Annotated in this window: 24 protein-coding genes; 1 reads left to right on the forward strand and 23 read right to left on the reverse strand. The window is 39.8% G+C overall.

Translation table 11 applies throughout. The features are described 5' to 3' along the window. The 20 genes from ACEXOE_RS20995 to ACEXOE_RS21090 all read right to left on the reverse strand — a co-directional run bounded on the left by ACEXOE_RS20995 (window position 1) and on the right by ACEXOE_RS21090 (window position 18,575). Window positions 1-651: an ion channel gene (locus tag ACEXOE_RS20995; RefSeq protein WP_394750828.1), complete on the reverse strand. Its 651-nt coding sequence runs from the start codon at window positions 649-651 to the stop codon at window positions 1-3. 38 nt (window positions 652-689) lie between these two features. Continuing rightward, a complete protein-coding gene (locus ACEXOE_RS21000; protein ID WP_394750829.1) occupies window positions 690-1,484 on the reverse strand; it encodes a hypothetical protein in 795 nt (264 codons plus the stop codon). A gap of 10 nt (window positions 1,485-1,494) precedes the next feature. Then, the gene (locus tag ACEXOE_RS21005) at window positions 1,495-2,526 is read right to left on the reverse strand and encodes a Rieske 2Fe-2S domain-containing protein (protein WP_394750830.1); all 1,032 of its coding nucleotides are present in this window, start codon (window positions 2,524-2,526) and stop codon (window positions 1,495-1,497) included. Continuing rightward, complete coding sequence (locus ACEXOE_RS21010; RefSeq protein WP_394750831.1) at window positions 2,517-2,933, reverse strand: hypothetical protein; 417 nt, start codon at window positions 2,931-2,933, stop codon at window positions 2,517-2,519. The genes ACEXOE_RS21005 and ACEXOE_RS21010 overlap by 10 nt, the downstream gene beginning before the upstream one ends. Further along, the gene (locus tag ACEXOE_RS21015; RefSeq protein WP_394750832.1) at window positions 2,930-3,145 is read right to left on the reverse strand and encodes a hypothetical protein; all 216 of its coding nucleotides are present in this window, start codon (window positions 3,143-3,145) and stop codon (window positions 2,930-2,932) included. Before ACEXOE_RS21015 ends, ACEXOE_RS21010 begins: the two co-directional genes overlap by 4 nt. A gap of 2 nt (window positions 3,146-3,147) precedes the next feature. After that, window positions 3,148-5,103: a thiamine pyrophosphate-dependent enzyme gene (locus tag ACEXOE_RS21020; protein ID WP_394750833.1), complete on the reverse strand. Its 1,956-nt coding sequence runs from the start codon at window positions 5,101-5,103 to the stop codon at window positions 3,148-3,150. An 11-nt stretch (window positions 5,104-5,114) separates the two neighbouring features. Further along, window positions 5,115-5,861: a hypothetical protein gene (locus ACEXOE_RS21025; protein ID WP_394750834.1), complete on the reverse strand. Its 747-nt coding sequence runs from the start codon at window positions 5,859-5,861 to the stop codon at window positions 5,115-5,117. A 10-nt stretch (window positions 5,862-5,871) separates the two neighbouring features. Then, a complete protein-coding gene (locus ACEXOE_RS21030) occupies window positions 5,872-7,485 on the reverse strand; it encodes a glutamate synthase-related protein (protein ID WP_394750835.1) in 1,614 nt (537 codons plus the stop codon). 57 nt (window positions 7,486-7,542) lie between these two features. After that, window positions 7,543-7,815 (reverse strand): hypothetical protein, encoded by a 273-nt coding sequence (locus ACEXOE_RS21035; RefSeq protein ID WP_394750836.1) that lies wholly within the window; start codon window positions 7,813-7,815, stop codon window positions 7,543-7,545. 221 nt (window positions 7,816-8,036) lie between these two features. Then, window positions 8,037-8,639: a Crp/Fnr family transcriptional regulator gene (locus tag ACEXOE_RS21040; protein WP_394750837.1), complete on the reverse strand. Its 603-nt coding sequence runs from the start codon at window positions 8,637-8,639 to the stop codon at window positions 8,037-8,039. Between the two features lie 301 nt (window positions 8,640-8,940). After that, window positions 8,941-9,342 (reverse strand): hypothetical protein, encoded by a 402-nt coding sequence (locus ACEXOE_RS21045; protein WP_394750838.1) that lies wholly within the window; start codon window positions 9,340-9,342, stop codon window positions 8,941-8,943. A 198-nt stretch (window positions 9,343-9,540) separates the two neighbouring features. Beyond that, window positions 9,541-10,185: a response regulator gene (locus tag ACEXOE_RS21050; RefSeq protein ID WP_394750839.1), complete on the reverse strand. Its 645-nt coding sequence runs from the start codon at window positions 10,183-10,185 to the stop codon at window positions 9,541-9,543. After that, window positions 10,182-12,155, reverse strand: coding sequence for a tetratricopeptide repeat-containing sensor histidine kinase (locus tag ACEXOE_RS21055; protein WP_394750840.1), 1,974 nt, complete (start codon window positions 12,153-12,155; stop codon window positions 10,182-10,184). Before ACEXOE_RS21055 ends, ACEXOE_RS21050 begins: the two co-directional genes overlap by 4 nt. A 117-nt stretch (window positions 12,156-12,272) precedes the next feature. Continuing rightward, on the reverse strand, window positions 12,273-13,256 hold the full coding sequence (locus ACEXOE_RS21060; RefSeq protein ID WP_394750841.1) for a YpdA family putative bacillithiol disulfide reductase: 984 nt from the start codon (window positions 13,254-13,256) through the stop codon (window positions 12,273-12,275). Beyond that, window positions 13,253-13,912: a ribulose-phosphate 3-epimerase gene (gene rpe / locus ACEXOE_RS21065; protein ID WP_394750842.1), complete on the reverse strand. Its 660-nt coding sequence runs from the start codon at window positions 13,910-13,912 to the stop codon at window positions 13,253-13,255. Before rpe ends, ACEXOE_RS21060 begins: the two co-directional genes overlap by 4 nt. Before the next feature lie 196 nt (window positions 13,913-14,108). Then, the gene (locus ACEXOE_RS21070) at window positions 14,109-14,735 is read right to left on the reverse strand and encodes a cysteine hydrolase family protein (protein ID WP_394750843.1); all 627 of its coding nucleotides are present in this window, start codon (window positions 14,733-14,735) and stop codon (window positions 14,109-14,111) included. Between the two features lie 47 nt (window positions 14,736-14,782). Beyond that, the gene (locus tag ACEXOE_RS21075) at window positions 14,783-15,361 is read right to left on the reverse strand and encodes a TetR/AcrR family transcriptional regulator (RefSeq protein ID WP_394750844.1); all 579 of its coding nucleotides are present in this window, start codon (window positions 15,359-15,361) and stop codon (window positions 14,783-14,785) included. A gap of 103 nt (window positions 15,362-15,464) precedes the next feature. Beyond that, complete coding sequence (locus ACEXOE_RS21080; protein WP_394750845.1) at window positions 15,465-16,280, reverse strand: sulfurtransferase; 816 nt, start codon at window positions 16,278-16,280, stop codon at window positions 15,465-15,467. A 267-nt stretch (window positions 16,281-16,547) separates the two neighbouring features. After that, complete coding sequence (locus ACEXOE_RS21085) at window positions 16,548-17,411, reverse strand: sigma-70 family RNA polymerase sigma factor (protein WP_394750846.1); 864 nt, start codon at window positions 17,409-17,411, stop codon at window positions 16,548-16,550. 195 nt (window positions 17,412-17,606) lie between these two features. Continuing rightward, window positions 17,607-18,575, reverse strand: a complete 969-nt coding sequence (locus tag ACEXOE_RS21090) for a helix-turn-helix domain-containing protein (RefSeq protein ID WP_394750847.1) — start codon at window positions 18,573-18,575, stop codon at window positions 17,607-17,609. 116 nt (window positions 18,576-18,691) lie between these two features. Here ACEXOE_RS21090 and ACEXOE_RS21095 point away from each other — a divergent pair, with 116 nt between their 5' ends. After that, window positions 18,692-19,342 (forward strand): hypothetical protein, encoded by a 651-nt coding sequence (locus ACEXOE_RS21095; protein WP_394750848.1) that lies wholly within the window; start codon window positions 18,692-18,694, stop codon window positions 19,340-19,342. Window positions 19,343-19,392: 50 nt separating this feature from the next. Here ACEXOE_RS21095 and ACEXOE_RS21100 read toward each other — a convergent pair whose 3' ends face one another. The 3 genes from ACEXOE_RS21100 to ACEXOE_RS21110 are packed head-to-tail and all read right to left on the reverse strand — an operon-like array spanning window position 19,393 to window position 22,311. After that, a complete protein-coding gene (locus ACEXOE_RS21100) occupies window positions 19,393-20,919 on the reverse strand; it encodes a hypothetical protein (RefSeq protein WP_394750849.1) in 1,527 nt (508 codons plus the stop codon). Further along, entirely contained in the window at window positions 20,909-21,469 is a 561-nt protein-coding gene (locus tag ACEXOE_RS21105) for an RNA polymerase sigma factor (protein ID WP_394750850.1), read from the reverse strand. The genes ACEXOE_RS21100 and ACEXOE_RS21105 overlap by 11 nt, the downstream gene beginning before the upstream one ends. A 17-nt stretch (window positions 21,470-21,486) precedes the next feature. Continuing rightward, window positions 21,487-22,311 carry a hypothetical protein gene (locus ACEXOE_RS21110; protein WP_394750851.1) on the reverse strand — a complete coding sequence of 275 codons (825 nt, stop codon included), beginning with the start codon at window positions 22,309-22,311 and terminating at the stop codon, window positions 21,487-21,489. Between the last annotated feature and the right edge of the window lie 131 nt (window positions 22,312-22,442).

Consider the following 22,442-nt stretch of genomic DNA (forward strand, 5'->3'; position numbering starts at 1 on the left):
TCAAGATTTTACATTAATATATTTGCCGACAAATACGGCGATGACGATGGCCAGGTAAAACTGACCAATAATATTCATGGTCAGTGTAATAGATTGTGCTTGCGAAGTAATGGGGGTAATGTCTCCATAGCCTACTGTGGTGACGCTGATAAAGCTGAAATAATAAAAAATATATCCAGAATAATTGCTGTCCAATTGAAAAGAAGTAGGGTCTATAAAATGAACGGATTCAAATAAAATTCCACCAATAATACCTAAGTAAATGAACCCTAGAATGGGGCCTAGGATAAACTGAAGATTAATAGTCTTTATGGCTCTTAATTGTTGTACCAGTAGAATGCAGAAATACAAAAACAATAGAAAAGAAGTGAGAAGGCGTAGCTTTTTTATGGTTTCAGAACAGGGATGGGAGAACTCCATCCATATCACTATCAAAGTGATGGCCCCAAGGATATAGGTCCTAATTCTTGTTTTGGTATTTGAGGCAATGAGGGAGCTGGCCAGTATGACCACGGTGTAATTTATCACCACAATATAAGCTGATTCCATTCCCGATACGCCCACATGTAAAGGGGTCAACAAAAAATTGAATACACTGATCAGGGCAATCAAATATTTGTAGGTATCCAATATGTTCAAGAATTTTGTCATAAACAGCTATGAGATGGATGATGCCTTGGGTGTACGCATCAATATATGTTTGAAGGAAGCTTTAAATCCTCAATTTGATCTACATTCAAGCGCAACTGATGCCAATCTTCGAGTTGAACTATAGTTCCTGTCAGTAAAGCGGGCTTTCCAATATAGGGAAGTATGGCCTCATTGATGGCATTTCCCTCGGTATCCGTGATAAGGTAGTATTCCGAAATATTGTTTTTATCCGTGGTGGCCAATACAGGTGGAATACCACCAGAGATACATAATACAGCACAACTTCGGTGAATTTTTCCCTTTCCCGGCTTCATTACGCCAAAATAACATTTGGGGTCAATGATCTCTCCTTCCAACTCCATTTGGGCCACCAGAGCGTTCAGTGTGGGTAAATTGGAGGTTTTAGGTTTTTCCAATACGGTAATTTTTTCTTCATCAGTGATTTGCAATAGAGTCTTTCCATTGTAATAAATAAGGTTTCCTTCAATACTTAAGACACTACCCGACAATGGGGTTTCCTGTTTCCGAATTTTAGCGAGATAAGGATTGGCGCCCCATTTTCCAAAACCCAATAGTAGGATATTCTTATAGGAGTTTTCACTGGTCTGTACTCTGAGCATGGGATAAGGCATTTCGTGATATACTCCTGTAATTTTCGTGCTCGTGTCAAAATCAAAAGCACTGTTCTTGTCTTTGTTCTGTGTTAAAGCAAAAACGGCGGCTATTCCTAGAAGGATCATGAAGGTCACGGCAACGAAACGTTTTAATAGTTTCTTGGTATTCGGTGCCACATGATCTAAATATCCAACGTAAAAATCATCGTTCTTTTCCATGGATGTATATTTAAAAATTGATAGGTTCAAGAGCGGTTCCTTCAGGAAAGGCTTCTGGGTTGACATATATTTTTTGGGCTTCCAACTTCAATTGATAGGTAGCCACTTTTTCTGTAAAGGGCGGTGGAGATTGCCCATTATGTGGTAAATACTGGTACCCATGCCAGGGACAGGTTACACATCCGTCTATTATTTTACCTTCTCCCAATGGACCGCCTTGATGTTTGCAGACGTTTGCAATGGCAGAGAGTTTGTTTTCATATTTAAAGATGGCAATTCGCTCATTTTGAACCGTGAATATCTTCGCCCTATCTTCAGGAATATCGTCAATATGGCAAACAAATTTCCATCCTTCATCAGTACTAGGGGTTTTCCGAGCATCAATTTTGGTTTCTCTAAATGCGGTAAGGAGGTGCAAGGATGCAATAGTTGCAAATCCCAGACCTAAAAGACCAATGGACCAATAGGATGGTTGCTGTTGCAATGCTCCTAAAAAAACATGTAAAAGTACTAGGGCATAGGCAAAATAGACCATCATATGCAGGCGTTTCCACGTTCGTGGGGAAAGATTCTTTAGCCAAAAATCATGACTTGTAGAAGCCATCAAAAAGAGAATGATAAGGGCAAAGAAACCCAGAACTTGAAAGGGAAAATTGGTCAAGGAACCATATTCCATATTTGAGGTAAATAAGGCTACAATAGGATTGGTATCGCCCAAGGCATGAAATTGAAAAATAGAAATGCCCCCATGAATGAATGCTGCCAAAAACATAGTGACTCCCAGGTGCCGTCTATTGTATAATAATGGGAGGAATCTAGTATTGATTCTAGCAAGAGGGCCTATGGCCAGTATAATATGCAACAAGCCTATTGCCAAAGTGCCAAAGGCCCTTATAATCATGGTTTCCGCGGTCATTTCCGGATTGGTGGCCAAACTGATTCCAATAAAGGCCAACATATAGCTAAAGATGCTTATGGCAATCCATATATCATATGTTTTTTTGTGCTTGTTCCAAAGCACGGGTCTATAATCTAATCCCATGGAAGGTCTACGCTTAAGAGTTCAACTTTTTTAAGGTCATCATAAATTCGAATACGTTTTACAGCATGGTCCACAGAAAAAGCATACACGCCTTTTTCTCCCAAGGCACCTAGGGAAGAAGCTTCATTGGAAGTAGCGGAAATACCATAAACTATAGGAGTGGGACTGCTGAGCGATTTTTTTAAAATAATCCGCAGATTGTTTGAATGTTCTTTTTCGTTTAATCCAATGAAAAATTGATCATTATCCAGAATAGCTTCTTGCTCTTCCGTGATTTGCCCAGAAAAATCGGCATCTGTTAAAGGAGAACCAGAAATTCCGATAACCGAAAACACCAAGGTAACAGGAACCGTAATGAGGAGTAGCAGCCATATGATTTTATGGGCTTTTCTTAAATTGGATGTCATGGTTTACGGGATTTAGATATGATTTTTTTCAACAAGAGTGGCCAAAGACCAATAGCTCCCGGGATGAGCAATAGGCGAACCGTCCATTTGCTATCTGCAACAATTTCATCGATCACAAAAGCTCCTTTAAAGAAGAAGTAGAGTCCGAAAAGCAGCCCGATACCGCTATAAATGCCCAATAAAGAGATGGCGAATTGAATAGCTGTTTCCATCTTTAAATGAGATTAACGTCCGTAATAATTTCTAGGAGACCAGGACCCTCATGCTCAAATAAGGCTTTCATGGCAGCGTCCAGATCATTGTTCTGGTCTACCCTTTGCCCCCAGGCGCCACAGGAAATTGCATATTCTGCGAAATTGGGATTGGACAAGGCTGTTTTCCAAACATCAAATTCACCGGCACGTTGCTCCTTGGAAATTTTTCCCAATTCGTGATTGTTCAGCACCACTAATTTTATGGGCATATTATATTTGACCAGTGTAGTGATTTCGGCAAGATATTGGCAAAGTCCACCGTCTCCCGCCACGGCCACCACCGGTCTTGAATTCCCTACGGCAGTCCATGCTCCGATGGCTGCAGGTAGTGCAAACCCAATGGACCCCAAATAACCGGACATTAAAAAGTCCTGGTCCTCCGGTTCAAAATAACGCCCAAAAGAATAGGCATTGTTCCCAACATCGGCGCACATTACCGCATTCTTTGGGGTATGGCGATTCATGGCCTCAAAAACAGCAATGGAACTCCAGCCATTTTCAGAAGTTTCCGTAAGTCGTTTTGCTTTTTCTTCCTTCCAAATGGCCCATCTTTCTGCGATTTCGGATTTTTGGTCGAGAGTGTCCGTTTGTCCTTTTAATGCATTTTGGAATATATTCAGTGTTCTTGAAATTTCGCCCCATACAGCCACGTCAACTTCGTGGAATTTACTCAAGGCCAACGGATCAAAATCTACTTGGATCGTGGGTTTTTTTGGAGTGATTCCCGTATGATTGGAGAAAGAAGCCCCAAAAACGATCAACAAATCAGCTTCATTCATAAACCAGGAAGCAATAGGCGTTCCACTTCGTCCTAGAACACCACAACCTAAGGGGTGACTATCTGCAATGAGGCCTTTCCCTTTAAAGGTTGTGACCACAGCAGCATTTAAGCTTTCGGCAAAAGCCACAACGGCAGCTTTGTGCGCTCTAGCCCCATGGCCCATAATGATCAATGGGCGTTTTGCGTTTTTAATAAGGGCTATAGCTTTATTGGACATATCTTCCGGAGGTGCTATTTCTAAAGGGGTTATCCTATTGGTAGGATGTTGCGCCTTTGCTCCAGTTTTAATCTTGCGTTCTTGAACTTCGTCGGGGAAAGTAAGATGGGAAACATCTCTCTTTAGAATGGCATGTTTAACCGCCAAGGACATAAGTTCTGCGTGTTTGCTGTCACTTTGTACCCTTTGATTGAACTCTGCTACGGTATCAAAAGCCCGTACCAGGTCCACTTCCTGAAAATTCCCGGTTCCCACCACTTGGGTAGCCACCTGCCCGGTAAGGGCCAAAAAGGGCGCTCGATCGACCTTTGCATCCCACATGCCTGTATATAAATTGGTTGCTCCCGGTCCGGCAATAGTAAAGCAGGCTGCAGGTTTCCCTGTTAGTTTGCCATAGGCGGAAGCAGCAAAAGCTGCTGCACCTTCATGACGAATACCATAAAAATTAAGGTTCCCTTTTTGTTCCTGTCGCTTCATGGCATCAGCAAACCCAAGATTGGAATGGCCTACCATTCCAAAAACCTTGGTCACGCCCCAATTGATCATGGTTTCCACCATGACATCGGATATGGTGGGTTGGTGCACCTCTTCCTCTTCCATACCAATATAAATGGCATCTCCTTCTTCCTTTACAGGGAAAGTCTCCACACCATCGTCAAATCCTCCTGGAGGCAAACCTGTACAGGGGTGAAAATCCCAACCATGCCATGGACAACGCAGCATTCCGTTTTCAATAGACCCTTCGCCCAAAGGACCTCCCTGATGTGGGCATTTATTATCTAAAGCTGAAAACTTTCCTTCAAAATGAGTCAGGCAAAGCCCCTTATGTTGAACCGTTACAGTTTTTACTCTTCCTTCGGGCAGATCTTTTCGATGGTCTAAAACCCTATGCCATGTGATGTTTTTTTTCGTGCTCATATAGTGTGATGTTATTTTTTATAGGCTGTTAATGCTTCCGTGAGGAAGGTGACTGCCGTATGATGATCAATTCCCGTTGCGGCTAAGGTAGCTCCCTTAAAGCTGCTATTGTGCCAGCTACCCTTTGTTAATTCAGAAAAAGTGGAGGTGTCCAAGCCGTCATGACCTCGATATCCGCTAATATAGAAATAATGGTCGTTGATCATGGAATCGGGGACGGAAAGGCCCAATCCAATAGAGCGATCGCTACCATCCGCTAAAAAAACAAATGCCCCTGTATCAAAGTGATGCGGCCATATTCTAATTTCTGAGTCAAGCCGATGTTCTGTTAGAAAACTGCTCAATACGGAATGGGCCAAGATTCGTAATTGGGTTAAGGCCTGGAGCCTATCTTTATCGATAAGTTTAAAAACAAAATCGTCCGTAATCGTATAGGGGAGCTCATAATGCGGTGCATAGGAATAGCTGTTTTCTATTTCGGATTTTTCAACACATTCCCGTATCCATTGTAAAATATCGGCATGGGAAGTATTGTCCAATGCCAATACCGTACTGCCATTGGGATTGCGCCACTCTAAGGCAAATTGGGCATAATCTAAAAGTAAAACGCTGCCATTGGTGTCCAAAGGCCGGGAAAACATTTTTTTCTCTTCCACGGAAAAACCGAGATTGGTATGACTGTCGTCTTCTTTTTTGGCAACAAAACTTGCCCCGGCCATAGCCAAGTATTGTGCGGCAAAATGCATCATTTTTTCCATTGTACGTTGTTTAAGCGTTCATACCGGCATAGGGAACTCCCGCAAGACGATACATATCATGATTAAAGGTAGAAAGGTCATTGGAATTAAATTTTCCGATATCGTCATAACCACAGGATCTGGCTACTACTTTGATCAGATCATTCGTAGCTTCAAAATAATTGTGCAACTGTTTTGCAGAGGATTCTATGATTAATCTACTACGTAAGGATTCCTTTTGAGTGGCGATTCCTACGGGGCAGTTATTGCTTCCACAGGCCCGCATCCCCAAACAACCAATGGCCTGCAAGGCGGAATTGGATACGGCAATGGCATCTGCGCCGAGCATCAAGGCCTTGGCAAAATCTTCTGCAATTCGTAAACCTCCAGTTATCACCAACGTAATATCTTCTGCTCCAACGCTATCTAAATATTTTCTCGCTCTTGCTAAAGCAGGAATGGTAGGGACATTAATATTATCTCTCAGAATGGTAGGGGCCGAGCCGGTTCCGCCGCCGCGTCCATCCAAAATAATATAATCCACACCTACATCTAGGGCAAATTGGATGTCTTTTTCAATATGACTTGCGGCAATTTTAAATCCAATAGGTATTCCCCCGGTACGTTCACGTACCTTTTGGGCAAAAGCCCTAAAATCTTCAACACCATGAAAATCGGGAAATGTCGCAGGAGAAATGGCCGTTTCTCCTTGTTTTAAACCGCGGACTTCCGCTATTTCCGCACTAACCTTAGTACCCGGTAAATGCCCTCCAGTACCCGTCTTGGCACCCTGACCTCCCTTGAAATGGAAAGCCTGTACCCGATCTAACTTATCCCAGGAGAATCCAAATTGTGCAGAAGCCAACTCATAAAAATACTTGGAATTGTTTTCTTGTTCTTGAGGGAGCATTCCTCCTTCTCCGGAACAAATGCCGGTTCCCGCCATTTCGGCTCCCTTGGATAAGGCAATCTTTGCCTCGCGCGACAAGGCTCCAAAACTCATATCGCTAACAAATAATGGAATATCCAAATGCAGTGGTTTTTTTGCCTTAGGACCAATAACCACTTTCGTGGCAACGTCTTCATGGTCTAACAAAGGTCTGCTTGCCAATTGTGCTGGTAAAAATTGAATGTCACTCCATTGAGGTAGCGTAGTTCTATCTACTCCCATAGAGGCAGAAAAACCATGATGCCCCAAATTTTTTAGTCCATTTTGTGCGAGCTCCTTAATATAGGAAGTATAAGGTTCCGTTTCTTCAGGATGCGTGTCTGCATATGCACCTAAGTAGCTATCCCGATTGAACGGTTGCGGGTGATTGTGAAGATAATTATTGATTTCTGCTTCATCGACATAGACTTCATCTCCTTCTATTTTTACGCTGAATTTATGAAGTACCTCCTTGTTATTGTATTCAGAAACCCCGGTATCATAGCGGTAATCCCAACCGTGAACACCGCAGATAAGGTTATGCCCTTCAATATGTCCATCGGCCATTAATGCGCCTCGGTGTAGGCATCGGCCATATAGTACAGAAACATCCTCATCGAATTTCACAATGACCAAATCTAATCCATTGACTAGGGCATGTGTAGGTTGTTTGTCCTGTAGCGCACTAATTTGTGCTATTTTAATTGGTTTTTCCATATGCGTTATCTTTTGTATTGTTTTATCTATTGGATGTTATTGACTTTTCTTTTAAAATTAGGCTTCATGAACAATTTTACAAGTTGGGCATTCTAAGCCATGAAGGCTACTTTTTAAGGTGATGCCGTTTAAATGGGTGACTATAAAATCCTGTATGAAAGCGTGTTTACGAGTTCTATTGTTTACTTCTATCTGTATATCCTTGTATTTCTCTCGAATAATATTTCCGTATTCCTGATCTCCCCAACAGTTTGGACAAACACCAGCAGGGACTTTTGAGAATTCATCTTCTTTTTTACTTCCGAAAAGCTTTTTGAAAAAAGCAGTCATAATATGGGCTATTTATAGGTTTAATTAAGGTTTTCCTTATAGTATTCCAAAGCTAAAAAGCAGGATGCTACCATTGAAGCGATAGGGTTTCCCTTTGTTGGTCAAAACAATAAAAAAACATAAGATAAGTTTTTTAACCCTATTGATACCTGGATGGAAAAACTTTCTTGAATCCATAAGCGGATGGGGAACCCCAAAAAACAGATGTGATGCCATAGGAATCAGGAGGTTTTGGCCATAGAGATGTTTTGTGAGTCATAGTCAATAGTTCCTTCCTTACGCAGGCTACTTAAGATATTATTGACGGTTTGTCTAGAGGTATTGGTGAGATTGCCAATATCCTTATGGGATAAGAGGTTCTTGGCAATTAGTAGATCTCCTTCCTCTTTTCCAAATTCTTGAATATAATCCGAAATAAACTCTTTTATACGCGTGGCGCTGTCTTTGTGGATTAGATCTTGTAGTCTTCGCTCTAATTTTTTGATCCGTAGTCCATAAACCTTTAGAATACCATTTTTAAGAGATCGATGTTCTTCCATCAGTTGCTGCATCATATCGGCAGTGATATAACAAATGGTAGAATCTTCTAGAGCATATGCTTTTTCTTCTGAAGCGGCCTCTTCATTGTACAGGGCCAATTCTCCAAAAATATTCCCTTTTTTTACGATAAACTTGACCGTATTATTCGTGCTATTGATAATCTTGACCGTACCTTTTTTCAAAAAAAAGATGCAGCCTTTTTCGTCATAGTTCAGGGGGATAGGATTTCCTTTATCGAAATGTTCCATCTCCAGAATTTTGCACATATGCATGAGGGTGGACATTCCCAGTTTTTTAAAAAGGTTAAACCCCTCTAAAAACCAATACTTTGTTAGTGTATTCACAAGAAAGATGTTAGTTGTTCGGGCTAAAAATACTGATTTCTAATTCTTTTGCATAAAACAGAATATTAGAAAGTTACTTTGAACGACAACTGCATCTTTTTATTTGGCAAACATGATCAGAAGGCAAGCGTTTGAACTTCTTATGGTAATGATGGACCTACTGCATACGAGGAGATTTCTGGCTTGTATTCCAAAAAAAAAGAAAATCATCTGTAATTTATAAGATAAAAGAGGTCATAGGCTAGCGCTCCATAGCAATATTTTGGGTTTTTGCATATTGCCTGGCTTCTTCCACGAAAAAACCTTCCACCACTTCCTTGAGATGCGCTTCTTTCAGTACGGAGTTTGCGGAACGATAATCTTCCTGTATCAATTGTGAAGCAGGAAAGCTATGACATTGTAATTCTTTTCCATCCCCATCGGTAACCTTCAAGGTGGCGGTTCCCTGCAATAAAGATTCTCCACTGACCGTCAGGGTATAGTCTGCATCTTTAATCGTATCGGAAAAAGGCTTTTGAAAAGTGCTTTGAAGAAGGATGTCTGATTTTAGCGTAGATGTTCTTCGGGCGATTTCTGAAGGTTTTTTATCATTGCTACAGGAGATAAATAGGGCAGATAGTGCTATTAGAATATGGAGTTTCATCTTTTAGTTGTTTTATAGTACACTACAAAGATGCGGGATGGTCTAAGGAAAGAATACACCCTAAGCGGCTAAAATCCATACCCTGATTTCAGGGAGTATAGGACCATTTAAACATCCTAAAGACCTTTAGGGCTTCGTTTTTTAGGTATGTTAATGCGTATCTAGAATGGCGTTTTTGAAAGAATCCGTTCAAAAACATTATTCATCCAAAAGCCCAATTTTAATAGCGTGTTTGGTGAGTCCTGCCAGGTTTTTTACCTGTAATTTGGAGATGAGGTTTTTTCGGTAACTTTCTATAGTGTGCTTGCTCAAAAACAACCTTTCTGCGATTTCTTGGGTCGTAAATTCTTCAGCGATTAATTTTAGGACTTCTTTTTCTCGTTTGGTCAAGGCAATTTCATTACTTTTTTTATTGGAGAACATGGCATCTGTATAAGCTTTTTTTATTTCCGTGGAAAAGTATTTCTCGCCTTTAATAATGGTGCGTATCGCCTCTAATAGTTCCTCTTTTTCGGCATTTTTTGGAACATAGCCATCCACATTGTTTCGGATAAGCTTATCGATCATACCACCATCAATATGCATGCTTACTACTAGCGTTTTTAGGCTAGGATACTGCTCTTTTACAATTTTGTTCAAGGCAATACCATCCATTTCCGGCATTGTAAGATCTGTAATTAAAAGGTCGATTCCTGAAGCTCCATTGATGTCTAGATATTTGGCCACCTGCGCTCCGTTTTTTGCCGTAAGGGTAACGGAAAACTCCGGAGCATCTTTTAGGATACTCAATAATCCATCAATGAACATTTTATGGTCGTCGGCAATGATGAGGTGATATTTCATGTGTTTTCTTTTTTTATAGGGATTTCTATAGAGACCACAGTGCCTCTATTTAGGGCGGTATCAATATGAACGGTGCCTAACAGTATGGCCACTCTGTTCCGAATATTGTCCAAACCGATGCCTTCGGATGTGGTTTTCGGATCAAATCCCCTTCCATCATCTTCAAATAATAAAGTGATGCTATCGCCCAAATGATTGAGATGTATATCTACTTTCTGGGCTTCGGCATGCTTCATGGTATTGGTAATCAGTTCTTGAATAATTTTAAACAATTCCATTTGAATCTTTTCAGAAAGGCTATTGATCTCCGAGATAGGGTGGGGGTGAAAACTAATATCCAATGTTCCGGAATTGTCTATAGCGTTACTATATTCCGCGATCAATTGTGTTAGCTCATTTTGACGAAATTTCTTCGGGATTAGGGTATGGGAAATATCCCGAACCAATTGATAGGTATCATCCAATTGTTTGCCAATTGCGGTCATTTTTTCAGGAACTTCCGAAATGCTGGACAACTGCAATTTAATTCCGGCCAAATTGCCTCCAATACTGTCATGGAGTTCTTGAGCAATACGTTTTCGTTCCTCATCCTGCCCTTCAATAGAGGCTTTGATCAGATTCAACTCTTGTTCCCGTTCTAAGGAAGCTACCTTTTGAAGATTGATTTCCTCCTGCTTCTTGGCAAGTTGACTTTGTGCCTGTAATTTCTGATAATACACATAAAGCAATGCGATAATAGGAATTAAAATCACTAAAAAACCTATTAAAAATGCGGTTTTTATCGTTTTTTGCCGATTGAGATCGGCTTCCTGGGCAATTTGTTCTTCCTGTAAACTAAGGATTTCTTTTTCCTTTTTTAAGGTTTCGTATTGCACTTCCAGTTCCTTGGTTATTTTTCGTTGCTGTTGGCTATTTATCTGATGGTTAATATAGGCCAATTGCGTCATAATGGCGTAGGCGTTTTCATAATCTCCCCTAGCAGAGAAGACTTTACGCTGAATGTTTAGATTCTGTGCCTGATATTGTAGATTTCCTCGTTCTACGGTATTGATGTAGGCTGTAGATAAGGCAATAGTTGCAGCATCATAATTCCCTTCTTTATAAAATAAGTTACCGATCCTTATGGTTCCTTCAAAGTAAATGATATTGAACCCATTGCGTAGACCTTCCTCTTTGACCGTATTGTATAGGGAAAGGGCCTCCTCAAAACGACCTTCTTCTTCAGCGAGAGTCCCCAACTTAAGTTTGGCTCGTAATTCCTCTTCCAATTGCCCATGTTCCTTGCTTTCTTGCATGGCCTGAACATAATATGTCTTGGCCTGGCCATAATCCTTTAGATCGTAATAGGCGTCTCCCAATACCCTTTTTGCTTTCCCATTATAGGTGGAAATTTCCTTCTGAAAGGAAGACAGGGCCGCTTGCACCGTGGCAATGGCTTTTTGGGGGCTGTTCTTTTCTTTGTAAACCAATGCCAATTCAATGGCATGCCGGTATTGATAGGCCTTGTTATTGGCATTTTCGGCAGTCGTGATTCCATTGATATGCCATTTGACCGCATTGTCTAGAAGGCCATTGAGTCTGCTGCCAACACCGAGAATATAATAAGCTTGGGTATAATAATTGAATTTTTCCTTTTCTTCGCGATCCCAATTCTTAATTTCTTGCAGGTACAGATTCCCGTAAAAAACAATAGAGTCGGAGGTGCCTTTTTTAATATGATGATCCGCCAATTGCTCAATGACTGAAAAGCGTTGCGTACCGTACTCCGCAGCTTTCAATGCTTTATAGTAGGGTTCCATGGATTTTTTGGAAGTATTGGGAAGGAAGGAGAAATTAAAGCGTTGGGTGTTTTGTGGAATGCTGTCCTGAGCCTGTAGGGGGTTCAGAACCCCTATAAAATAGAAACACCACAAAATGAGTGTCCCATATATTTTTCGGGAACTGATATTTTCATAAAAACACACCTGCATAGGGTATAAAGTTTAGTAATGCGATTCCATCTTACAAAGATGCCATGGAATGTCTAGATGTACTAGAAGGAATTCGGCCAAATGCATACCCCTGAAAACAGGGAGCTATCTTTACTTTTATTCGGCTATATTACCCATTTTTTCCAAAATGGAGGCAATAATCCGCTTGGCATGTATCCTAGAGTTTTCTATAAACCATTTGTGCGTCTCGGTCCCGCCGCAAATAACCCCCGCCAAATAAAGACCTTCTAAATTGGTTTCCATGGTTTCTTCATGGTACTGCGGCATTTTTTTTCCATCCTTTGAAAGTGCAATGCCCATTTTTTCTAAAAAGGCAAAATTGGGACGGTATCCAGTTAATGCCAATACAAAATCGTTTTCCAAAGAAACTTCACCATCAGGAGTATTCAAAATAATTTCGGTGGCCTTAATTTCTTTTACTGTGGTATTGTAATACGCTTTGACCGTGCCTTCTTCAATTCTATTGATAATGTCGGGGCGTACCCAGTATTTTACCCGTTTTCCTACTTCAGGACCTCGAATGATAAGACTTACATCGGCTCCCTTTCTATAGCACTCCAAAGCAGCATCGATTGCAGAATTACTGGCGCCAATGACCGCTAATTTCTGACTTGCATAAAAGTGTGGGTCTTTGTAATAATGAGATACTTTTTCCAAATGCTCCCCAGGAACATCAATGGTATTGGGCAAATCATAAAAACCGGTGGCAATAATGACGTTAGATGCCGTATAGGTATTTTTATCGGATATCACGGTATAACCTCCATTGGAGGGTTTGATTTCCTCTACGCGCTCAAAAAGTTTAATATGTAACTGATTGGAAGTCACAATACGCCGGTAGTATTCCAGGGCTTCATTTCGCTTTGGTTTCGCTTCCTTGCTGATGAATGGAATATCATCGATTTCCAATTTTTCGGAAGAGGAGAAAAACTGCATGTTAATAGGGTAATTGAACAAGGAATTCACAATGGCTCCCTTTTCAATGATGACGTAGGTCAATCCTTTTTTCTTGGCTTCCAGGGCACAAGCAATGCCAATGGGGCCTCCTCCAACAATGAGGACATGTATAGGTGTTGTCATAAAATTTGTTCCTTTAGGGCACTAATGGTAGCTGTGGGGTCGTCACTCTTAAAAACAAAGCTACCTGCAACCAAAACATCGGCTCCCGCATCGACCAAGGCCTTTGCATTTTTCGAAGTTACCCCACCGTCAATTTCAATTAAGGTACTTGCATTTTTTCTATTGATCAATGCCTTTAACGCCCGTACTTTTTCATAGGTATTTTCGATAAAGGATTGTCCGCCAAAACCAGGATTGACACTCATGATACAGACAAGGTCGATATCGTTGATGCTATCTTCCAATAATGAGATATTGGTATGTGGATTCAAAGCAACCCCGCCTTGCATCCCTGCTGCCTTAATGGCCTGTAGTGTACGGTGCAAATGCGTGCAAGCTTCATAGTGTACCGTTAAAATATCAGCGCCAAGATCCGCAAATGTGGTAATATAACGATCGGGATCTACAATCATTAAATGCACGTCCAAGGTTTTAGTTGCATGTTTGGCGATGGCCTTTAATACAGGCATACCAAAGGAAATATTGGGTACAAAAACACCATCCATAATATCAATATGGTGCCAATCGGCTGCGCTATTGTTTACTAACTCAACATCGCGTTGAAGATTGGCAAAATCGGCTGCCAAAAGTGAAGGTGCAATACGTTTTATGCTCATTTTGAAGAAATCAATAGATTCTCTACAAAAGTAATGAAATAGACGAGTTCTGAAGACATAACTTAAATTGGAATACAAACAAAGGGGGTATGTCCTTAGGATTGAACGAAAATTGGCAGTTCAAAAAAGTAATTGAACTGCCATTCCCATAAAGTTAAAATAAAAAACAAGAAAGCTTTTGTTATTTCCTTAGGCCTTAAGAAGATGCAGTTTCCAAATTAAACATAGTGGATAAGGAACTTACTTCAACTGGCGTTGAAAACATAGGATAGACCTGGGCAATGACATTTTGCTGTGCTTCCATACCGGCTGTAGCTACAGCATCTACAAGGGTGATTACGTCAAAACCGGTATCATAAGCAGAAGTCATTGTAGCGGTCACGCAAACATGGGATAAAAATCCGCCCAATAGGATGGTGTCTATTCCCTTTTCTTTCAACACTTCTTCCAAATTGGTCCCGGCAAAGGCACTGATGTTATGCTTCCCTTCTATAACAATATCATTGGAGCTAACGTCTAGTTGATCATAGAGTGCAGCACCCCAGCTTCCTTTGATAAAGGCTTGATGATCTTTTACTACTTTTAGAATTCCGTAAGGGTTTTGACCCATTTCCCGGTAATCTTCGGAAAATTCTATAGGCACCCATATAACCGGAATATCGGCTTTTCGGGCTGCGTCTACCGAGATATTAACGTGATTTATAATATCCGTTGCCTGAACCACGTCGGATACTAGGCCATTCAATTTTCCTTCCGGAGAAAGAAAATCATTTTGCATTTCAATTAAAATCAATGCTGTTGTTTTTGGGTTTATCTTTTTCATAAATACAGTATATAAGTAAGCAACTGCTTACATTTTGATTAAAAAAATTAAATTATGCTTTTCATGATTACTTCAATATATGCGGATAGGGCCTTATTGTCCAATACTTTTACAATGACCATAAGGCCTTCGGTACAACCAAATAAGTAATTTGCCAATTTGCTGACATCTGCTTCAATACCCAGGTTTCCCTTCTCCTTTGCTTTGGTCAACATTTTGAAAAAGGCACCATAGATAAGCTGGTAATACCCTTCTAACTCGGTCTTGACATTGGTATTGGATGATCCAAATTCCATCATGGTATTGGCCAATAAACAGCCGTTGGGCAGGGTGCCCGACTTTGCATTTTTTACAAAATCATTGAAAAATGTCCTAATATCTTCTAGATTGCCTTCTGATTGAAGTAAAGGTGCCAGAATATTTTTTCCGTGAAACAATTGATAGTGTTTCAGTACTTCCAGAAATAGACGCTCTTTATTGCTAAATTCGGCATACAAGGACTTTTGATTGATTCCCAAGCGCTCCTCCAACATACGTACGGAAGTATTTTCATAACCGTGTTCCCAAAAAACATGCACTGCTTTTTGGAGTACCTCTTCACGATTGTATTTCTTTGGTCTTCCCATATAGAAACAAAAGTAAGCGAATGCTTTTTTATAATAAAAAGATTGGCTGTTTTTTAACGCTAAAGATTGGGAGTAGGGGTGTTAGCACCTTTTTGGAATGGATTTAATCCTCACTGCGCTGTGCCCATTCCGTCCAAGACCCGTCATAAACCGCCTTGGTGTCTGCATTGATCAATTCAAAGGCAAGTAAGATAATACAGGCCGTAATTCCAGAGCCACAGCTAAAAATGAGTTTTTTTCCAGCAGTTATCATAGGGTTTAGGAGCGATTTCAATTCCGGTTTACTTTTATACTTTCCATTTTCCAGTACTGTAGTGTAGGGTAGGTTCAGGGAGTGGGGAATATGTCCACTTCGAAGTCCTTTTCTTGGTTCGCTGGCAATACCTTGAAATCTATCCGCAGAACGGGCATCGATGACCAAGTTATCCTGTGTTTGGGTATTGGTTTTTACAAAATCAAAGTCCACCCAATTATCGGGTTGAAAACTAGATTTAAAGTCCCCAAGGGGATATGTGCGGTCTGTTCTGTTTTCGGTGGTAAAACCCTGCTGTTCCCAGTCAGGGAAGCCTCCATTGAGGACATAAACAGCCGAATGCCCCATTGTCCGAAACAACCACCATACTCTAGGACTGATGTAAATACCTTTCCGATCATAAACGACAATGATACTGGATTTGTTAATCCCCAATGCCCGACAATTTGCTTCAAATTGGGCTGCGCTGGGAAGGGTATTGGGAAAAGAAGATGTCGTATCACAGAAATCATTTTTTAAATCGAATACCCTAGTGTTTTTTATTTCTTGAATGCCGCTTGTCGCTAAGCTAGCAGCAGGATTGGCATTTAATTGGGCTTCCAACAGAATAAGGTTGGGATTGTCTATATTGGCTTTGAGCCATTCCGAGGATACAATGGGGTCCATAGCGTGTGGTATAAATAAGGATTACACGAAGATACTAAATTGTGGGCTATGGCATTAAAGCGAATACGGCATTCCCTGTAAGGAAATGATACTATAATAAATGAAAAAACTCCGGTAATCAGCCGGAGTTTATTCATCAATCAAAAAACGAACAGTCATGATAAACTGTTGTTAAGATTCGCAAAATACAATTTTTAAATTGGAATTCCAATATCTGGAATTTCTATGCTGTATTTAATTTGCGCCTTATTTGCTAATTCACTGGAATTAACCAAGGTAAGTCTTCAATATTTTACTTCTAGATGTATGTTTTAATCTTCGAATTGCTTTTTCTTTGATCTGACGCACTCTTTCACGGGTTAAATCAAAAGTTTCACCAATCTCTTCCAAAGTCATAGAATGCTGTCCGGCCAGTCCGAAGTACAAGCGAATAACATCTGCTTCTCTAGGAGTCAAGGTTTCTAAAGCTCTTTCGATTTCCGTTCTAAGCGACTCATGCAATAAATCACGATCAGGATTTGGCGATTCCCCACTACGCAGTACGTCGTAAAGGTTGGAATCCTCTCCATCGATTAATGGGGCATCCATAGATACATGACGTCCTGAGTTCTTTAAGGACTGCTTTACATCCTCCACGGTCATATCCAATTCCTTGGCAATTTCTTCTGCAGAAGGAATACGTTCATGGGCTTGCTCTAAAAAGGCAAAAGTCTTATTAATCTTATTGATGGAACCAATTTTGTTCAATGGCAAACGAACAATACGGGATTGTTCTGCCAAAGCCTGTAAAATAGATTGGCGAATCCACCAAACCGCATAAGAAATAAATTTAAAACCTCTAGTTTCATCAAATCTTTGTGCAGCTTTAATTAAACCAAGATTTCCTTCATTGATCAAATCAGGAAGTGTCAATCCTTGGTTTTGATATTGTTTTGCTACAGATACCACAAACCTTAAATTGGCTTTTGTCAATTTTTCAAGGGCGATTTGATCACCGGCCTTGATACGTTGTGCCAACTCTACCTCTTCATCCGCAGTAATAAGATCTACTTTTCCTATTTCCTGTAAATATTTGTCTAAAGAAGCGGTTTCCCTATTGGTAACCTGTTTTGTAATTTTAAGCTGTCTCATTTAAATTTCCTTTCTAAAAATTAAGTTCATTGTGCATGGGCTGCAAATAGTTATACGTAAGAATCACTAGAAAGTTACAAAACCGTGATGTTTTTTTAATATTTCGGTTAAAATGCATAAAAAATCGATGAACGACACAATTTAAAATTGATTTTTACATTTTTATGTGCAGCGTTTACCAATACGATACTTTAATTATTGAAAATCCAGTATTTGTGTGGCTTGGATTAATTCATGAAGTGCATCCACTTTTTTATGGATTTTGCTAAAAAAGGAATTCCGTTCTTTTTCACCGGCGGTATTCAATAACTTGGAACTCTGTAATTGTTTGTCCAAGAATGCTGCGGCCTGTTTGCAGGTGGTTGGGTCATTCGTTTTATAATAGGATAGGATGGTGAAGGGAACATAAAGGGATTGTTGCTGTGGGGTGCTGACCAAAACATTATTGTTCATCAAGAGAAGTTCGTTATAGTAAAGAAGGTAGGCTGTTTTGTTCGATTGTAGTTTAACCATAATATGATCAATTAATTTTTTCAAGGCTACACAGAGCGCCAGGGCCGTTGTGGTGGTTATGAGTCCCGCTTGATGGTAAAAATGAATTTGCTTTAAGGTACTGTTGATCGTCGTAATATCCCAAATCTCTGTGGTAGTTAGGTCATGATATAAACTGCCCAATTGCTTCCCCGCTTGAACCAAAGAAATACTGGGAACGAATGTTTCAAAACTTTTATATTCTAAATTGGTGTCCAATAACTTTAACCATACATATATTTTGAAGTTGCTGAGCAAATCCCCCGAAAGTGTATAGAATATGGGAATGTCTTTGGCAGAATATATAATTCTACTTTCCTTTTGTCGCAATAATGGAGTAAGGGAATGATAGGAGTTTTCAAAATAAGCCTGCAGCTCCTTTTCACTATTAATATGCTTTGTTTTTTCTACTATGACATATTGGTCTTGGGAATGACCCACTAGCCGATCTAGGGAAATATGATAGTATTTTGCCAATTGAATTCCTTCTGATAAGGATAATTTGCTTTTTTGGCTCACCCTGCGGTGCGCAGCATCATAACTAATTTGTAATGCTGTGGCAACGGCATCAATGAGTGAGCTGTTCTCAGGAATCTCTTCTTGTAATTGTCGCAATAATATATCTTGAAACATGCTGTAAAATATAAATTTTTGTGATTATCGCAAAAAATAAATAAGATTATTGCAAAATACCATATTGAAAATGCGATTATAGCAATAGGTTTGCTAAGAACCAAAAAAATCATAGTATGAAATATATCATTTGGATATTGTATTTTATTCCTATTGGAGGTGCTATTGCCCAACCCCTTCAACAGGGAGAAAACTCCAGTATTTGGACCAATGGAGTGAATGATGAAGGAGAACCTATTTCGTTTAGAATTGGAACAGGTGTCCTTATTCCACAACAAGGTCGGGAAGAATTTTTTGGAATCTCCCCGATGCTGGAAACTTCAGCCCTTTTGCCCTTAAAAAGAAAAAAAGCCGTGGAATTTGTATTGCAATTTGCCATTCCTACCCAAAAAGAAGCTTTTGTGTATCAGCGGACCATAGATACCGTGAATGCAAAAGCAACCTTGTTGATCAATGGAATGTTTCGATTTAAAAAAGCACTGATTTCAAAAGATAAGACGGGTTTTAATATCGGTTTGGGTATTGGCATTTCAAATATCACTACAAACGCAAGAAATCCTTTCTATACTGGAGACGAGGACGAAAAGAAATATGAAAATATTACGGCCATTTTATTTGCTCCAAACCTGGAATGGGAACACCGTTTTTTATCGCATGAAATAGCCATAAGTATTGGACTTCAATATGCCCCTTATAAAGTAGAAGGGGCATTGCGAGAAGATATTGGGGAGTTTTTCTATGTGCCCAAAATAAGTTATCGGTTTTGAAACGCCTATAGCATACTACGGCGGTGCCGATCAAGACTAAAAACTTTCTCTTACCTTAATTTGAACTCCAGTCCCGTTAAAACTCCAAAATAGAATGGACGATAAGCAGGAATGCCATCATCTGCCCTAAATTGATATTTTACAAGGGGTTTTAGGTAGAAGGATGTGGTTTTGGTCAATTCGTGTTTAATGTTTAGACCTATATGACTTCCAAACGATAGTTCTTTGAGGTAATCCGCCGTTCCAATTTCTATACTGCCTACGGACGCACTGTTAAGGTCGATGCTGTTTTTTCGCAATAAGAGGATGTCCAATCCTCCCAAAACGTGAAGGCTCCATTTGTTCATGTTCAGGCTATAAGCAATTTCTACAGGAACTTCGGTATATGCTATTTTATGGGTAATGGATAAATTGGATTCTGTATTCAAAGTGTTGATTTGATCTGCATTCAAAAGAATAGGAAAAAAACGCGTGTTGCTATTATCTAGAATGACGGGACGACCGAAGGCATCAACTCCCCCTGCAATGTCTCTTGCGGTATAACTAATGTTGAACCTGTTTAACCCTGCACTAACAGTAAGTTTGGGAGTCACTATGGTGTGGATGAAAAATCCATAGGCAAATCCTATATCTGCGCCTTTTTTTCTGTTTACTCCTTCATTGAATATCGGGTATTTTGAAGCAAGGTTACCAAAATAGATAGGGCCCGCATGGACAGAAATTGTGGCTCTGTCCAATAGCTGATCCATCGGTTTTTTTTCCTCATTATCCTCCGGTTTCTCCTCTTTGGATTCCGGTAAATTTGGGCTAAGGGCGGTACTGTCTTTTTCAATTAGTGTACTGTCGCGTGTAATTACAGGAGTATTTTGCAGTTTATTTTGAGCCCGAAGCGAAGAACCAATGTTCCTGTCTTTAAAAGTTTTTGTCTTTGGAGAGATCTGTGTTGTGGTATTTTGGGAAAGCTGTGTTATCTGTGAATCAATACCTAAATCTTGATCAGAGGCACTGGAATCATAAAATTCCTCCGAAGAGGATTTGGGATTTGAAAAAGTGTTGACGGACCCTTTTACCGGGGCTTCCTCTCGATTTTTTGTAATACGATTAAAGGTCTTAGGGTTGGGTTTTGACCTGCCCCCTTTTTTTGATGTTTCTTTGGTGGTAACAACAGTAGGAAGGGAGGGCTTTGAATGTGTACTTTCGGATTGTTGATCACCCCTAAGCGTATCCTGTACTTCATTTTGAGCATTCTTATAGGGTATTTGTGACGTTTTGGATGTTTTTTGATGCGTTTCGAAAACTTCTGGAATAGTTGAAGAAGGGGTCTTTTCTATCCTATGATGGTATTCCAAAGGTGTTTTTGTGGATAAAGTAGAAGTATTATTTGCAATAAAAGACCTATAGATCAGAAGACCAACAGAGATTCCGATAATTCCTCCGAAAATCAGAAAAAACAAACGATAACGTCTCTTTCTTTCCAGTGTGCTAATGATAGCATCCCATACCGAATCGTTTGGCTCGCTTTCTTGTGTGCCGATCCGTTCTCTAAAAAAACGCCCTATTTCCTTTTTATTTCCCATAACGTCTGTTTTTAGATTTTCCTTCAACGAGTTCGAGAATTTGTTTTTTGAGCAATATCTTGGCCCTATGGAGATTGGATTTGGAAGTACCCGTTGTAATGGATAACATCGCGGCTATTTCCTTATGGGAATATGCGTCCAGCTCGTATAGGCTAAAAATAATCCTATATTTAGGTGAAAGTCCATGAATACAGGACATTAATGAGTCGAATGAAAGAGAAGAAGCTTCTGCTCCTATAGCGATATCTTCTTCGGTATAGGGCGTATGATGTTGTAAGGATTCAAAATTTACTTTTTTCTTATAACGATCAATGGCTTTATTGATCGCTATACGCTTCATCCACCCCTCAAAAGAGCCTTTCCCTTTATACGTCTTTATTTTTTCAAAAATCTCAATAAATATATCATGGAGATGATCTTCGGCCTCTACATAAGAGGCACAGTATTTAAGGCTAATGGAAAAAAGAGTGTTTTTATACCTATTATATAGCTCTTCCCTGGCCTTAGCATTTTTTTTGATACAACCCGATATCAGTTGTTGTGTATCCAAGCGTTAATTATAAAGCGTTAATTTTCTTGCTCCTCGGAATCATCTGTTTCTTCTTCCTCACATTGTCGTTCTAAGGTATACTCCACAGCTTCTGTATTTGTGAACATTATTTTTTCAGTATCAATATGAATAATTTGCCAATCAAAATTCCAGTCATCCTCTATAGAAAACGTGGGGTCCATGTCCAGCATAGTATCTTCCATGGATTGAAAATTGATGTTCAAATGTAGTTCGTTTCCAATATAGTAGAAAACCCATGTTCCTTTATAAGCAGTTTCTCCTATGGTAAAAGTAACACTGCCATCCTCTTCCAGTTTAAAATTCGTAGCTAAATAAGGGCTTTCGGAAATTGAACTCTCCGTAACTTCCCATACACATTCCATTTCAGAAACAATACCGTTGCATAGACCAATGATTTCTTCAAATGTTTCTTCTATACAGGTCTCCAGTGAAGCCTCTAACTCTTCATTGGAATTGATTGCAACACTTTCACCATCTTCTAAAGTTCCTTGTATGGGATAACTTAGGCTTATGGAATACTCTTTTTCCAGGGTGGTTAAAATGCCAATAAAGTTTTTGTTGTTAAAAACAGCTTCCCGTCGGGCAAATATACTGTCGTTGTTATAGACAAATAGGGTAAAAGGGTACACGAACTCTACACAACCTACATCCAGTAATGTTGTTTCTGGATCACTGCTAACGGTTTCAAGGTATCCATATAGGGCAGATTCTTGTTGAATAAGGCTGCGTTCTTTCTCATCTCCAATAGGTTCAAATTCACAGCCAAGAAAAATACTTCCCAGAAATAGAATAAGGATAGTAGGCTTAAAAGAAATCTTCATAAGAAAAGGTTTTTGGTTAAACAACTCTACTTAGATAGTCTTAGTGCTTTCTAAAAGGTTGCGTGACACTTTTCTTTTTTTTATTTTTTACCACTAAAAAGCCCGCTTGGGTTTCCAAGCGGGCTTTTTTT

It is taken from the genome of Spongiimicrobium salis (genome assembly GCF_043678055.1).
In the GTDB taxonomy this organism is placed as follows: Bacteria; Bacteroidota; Bacteroidia; order Flavobacteriales; family Flavobacteriaceae; genus Spongiimicrobium; species Spongiimicrobium salis.

What these genes read in the sequence shown, in the direction of transcription:
- ACEXOE_RS21090 (WP_394750847.1), bottom strand. Translation starts at nt 18,575, where the DNA reads ATGTTTCAAGATATATTATTGCGACAATTACAAGAAGAGATTCCTGAG.
- ACEXOE_RS21050 (WP_394750839.1), bottom strand. Translation starts at nt 10,185, where the DNA reads ATGAAATATCACCTCATCATTGCCGACGACCATAAAATGTTCATTGAT.
- ACEXOE_RS21110 (WP_394750851.1), bottom strand. Translation starts at nt 22,311, where the DNA reads ATGAAGATTTCTTTTAAGCCTACTATCCTTATTCTATTTCTGGGAAGT.
- ACEXOE_RS21055 (WP_394750840.1), bottom strand. Translation starts at nt 12,155, where the DNA reads ATGCAGGTGTGTTTTTATGAAAATATCAGTTCCCGAAAAATATATGGG.
- ACEXOE_RS21000 (WP_394750829.1), bottom strand. Translation starts at nt 1,484, where the DNA reads ATGGAAAAGAACGATGATTTTTACGTTGGATATTTAGATCATGTGGCA.
- ACEXOE_RS21015 (WP_394750832.1), bottom strand. Translation starts at nt 3,145, where the DNA reads ATGGAAACAGCTATTCAATTCGCCATCTCTTTATTGGGCATTTATAGC.
- ACEXOE_RS21060 (WP_394750841.1), bottom strand. Translation starts at nt 13,256, where the DNA reads ATGACAACACCTATACATGTCCTCATTGTTGGAGGAGGCCCCATTGGC.
- ACEXOE_RS21080 (WP_394750845.1), bottom strand. Translation starts at nt 16,280, where the DNA reads ATGGACCCCATTGTATCCTCGGAATGGCTCAAAGCCAATATAGACAAT.
- ACEXOE_RS21025 (WP_394750834.1), bottom strand. Translation starts at nt 5,861, where the DNA reads ATGGAAAAAATGATGCATTTTGCCGCACAATACTTGGCTATGGCCGGG.
- ACEXOE_RS21010 (WP_394750831.1), bottom strand. Translation starts at nt 2,933, where the DNA reads ATGACATCCAATTTAAGAAAAGCCCATAAAATCATATGGCTGCTACTC.
- ACEXOE_RS21030 (WP_394750835.1), bottom strand. Translation starts at nt 7,485, where the DNA reads ATGGAAAAACCAATTAAAATAGCACAAATTAGTGCGCTACAGGACAAA.
- ACEXOE_RS21040 (WP_394750837.1), bottom strand. Translation starts at nt 8,639, where the DNA reads ATGTCCACCCTCATGCATATGTGCAAAATTCTGGAGATGGAACATTTC.
- ACEXOE_RS21085 (WP_394750846.1), bottom strand. Translation starts at nt 17,411, where the DNA reads ATGAGACAGCTTAAAATTACAAAACAGGTTACCAATAGGGAAACCGCT.
- ACEXOE_RS21020 (WP_394750833.1), bottom strand. Translation starts at nt 5,103, where the DNA reads ATGAGCACGAAAAAAAACATCACATGGCATAGGGTTTTAGACCATCGA.
- ACEXOE_RS20995 (WP_394750828.1), bottom strand. Translation starts at nt 651, where the DNA reads ATGACAAAATTCTTGAACATATTGGATACCTACAAATATTTGATTGCC.
- ACEXOE_RS21035 (WP_394750836.1), bottom strand. Translation starts at nt 7,815, where the DNA reads ATGACTGCTTTTTTCAAAAAGCTTTTCGGAAGTAAAAAAGAAGATGAA.
- ACEXOE_RS21045 (WP_394750838.1), bottom strand. Translation starts at nt 9,342, where the DNA reads ATGAAACTCCATATTCTAATAGCACTATCTGCCCTATTTATCTCCTGT.
- ACEXOE_RS21100 (WP_394750849.1), bottom strand. Translation starts at nt 20,919, where the DNA reads ATGGGAAATAAAAAGGAAATAGGGCGTTTTTTTAGAGAACGGATCGGC.
- ACEXOE_RS21005 (WP_394750830.1), bottom strand. Translation starts at nt 2,526, where the DNA reads ATGGGATTAGATTATAGACCCGTGCTTTGGAACAAGCACAAAAAAACA.
- rpe (WP_394750842.1), bottom strand. Translation starts at nt 13,912, where the DNA reads ATGAGCATAAAACGTATTGCACCTTCACTTTTGGCAGCCGATTTTGCC.
- ACEXOE_RS21095 (WP_394750848.1), top strand. Translation starts at nt 18,692, where the DNA reads ATGAAATATATCATTTGGATATTGTATTTTATTCCTATTGGAGGTGCT.
- ACEXOE_RS21070 (WP_394750843.1), bottom strand. Translation starts at nt 14,735, where the DNA reads ATGAAAAAGATAAACCCAAAAACAACAGCATTGATTTTAATTGAAATG.
- ACEXOE_RS21075 (WP_394750844.1), bottom strand. Translation starts at nt 15,361, where the DNA reads ATGGGAAGACCAAAGAAATACAATCGTGAAGAGGTACTCCAAAAAGCA.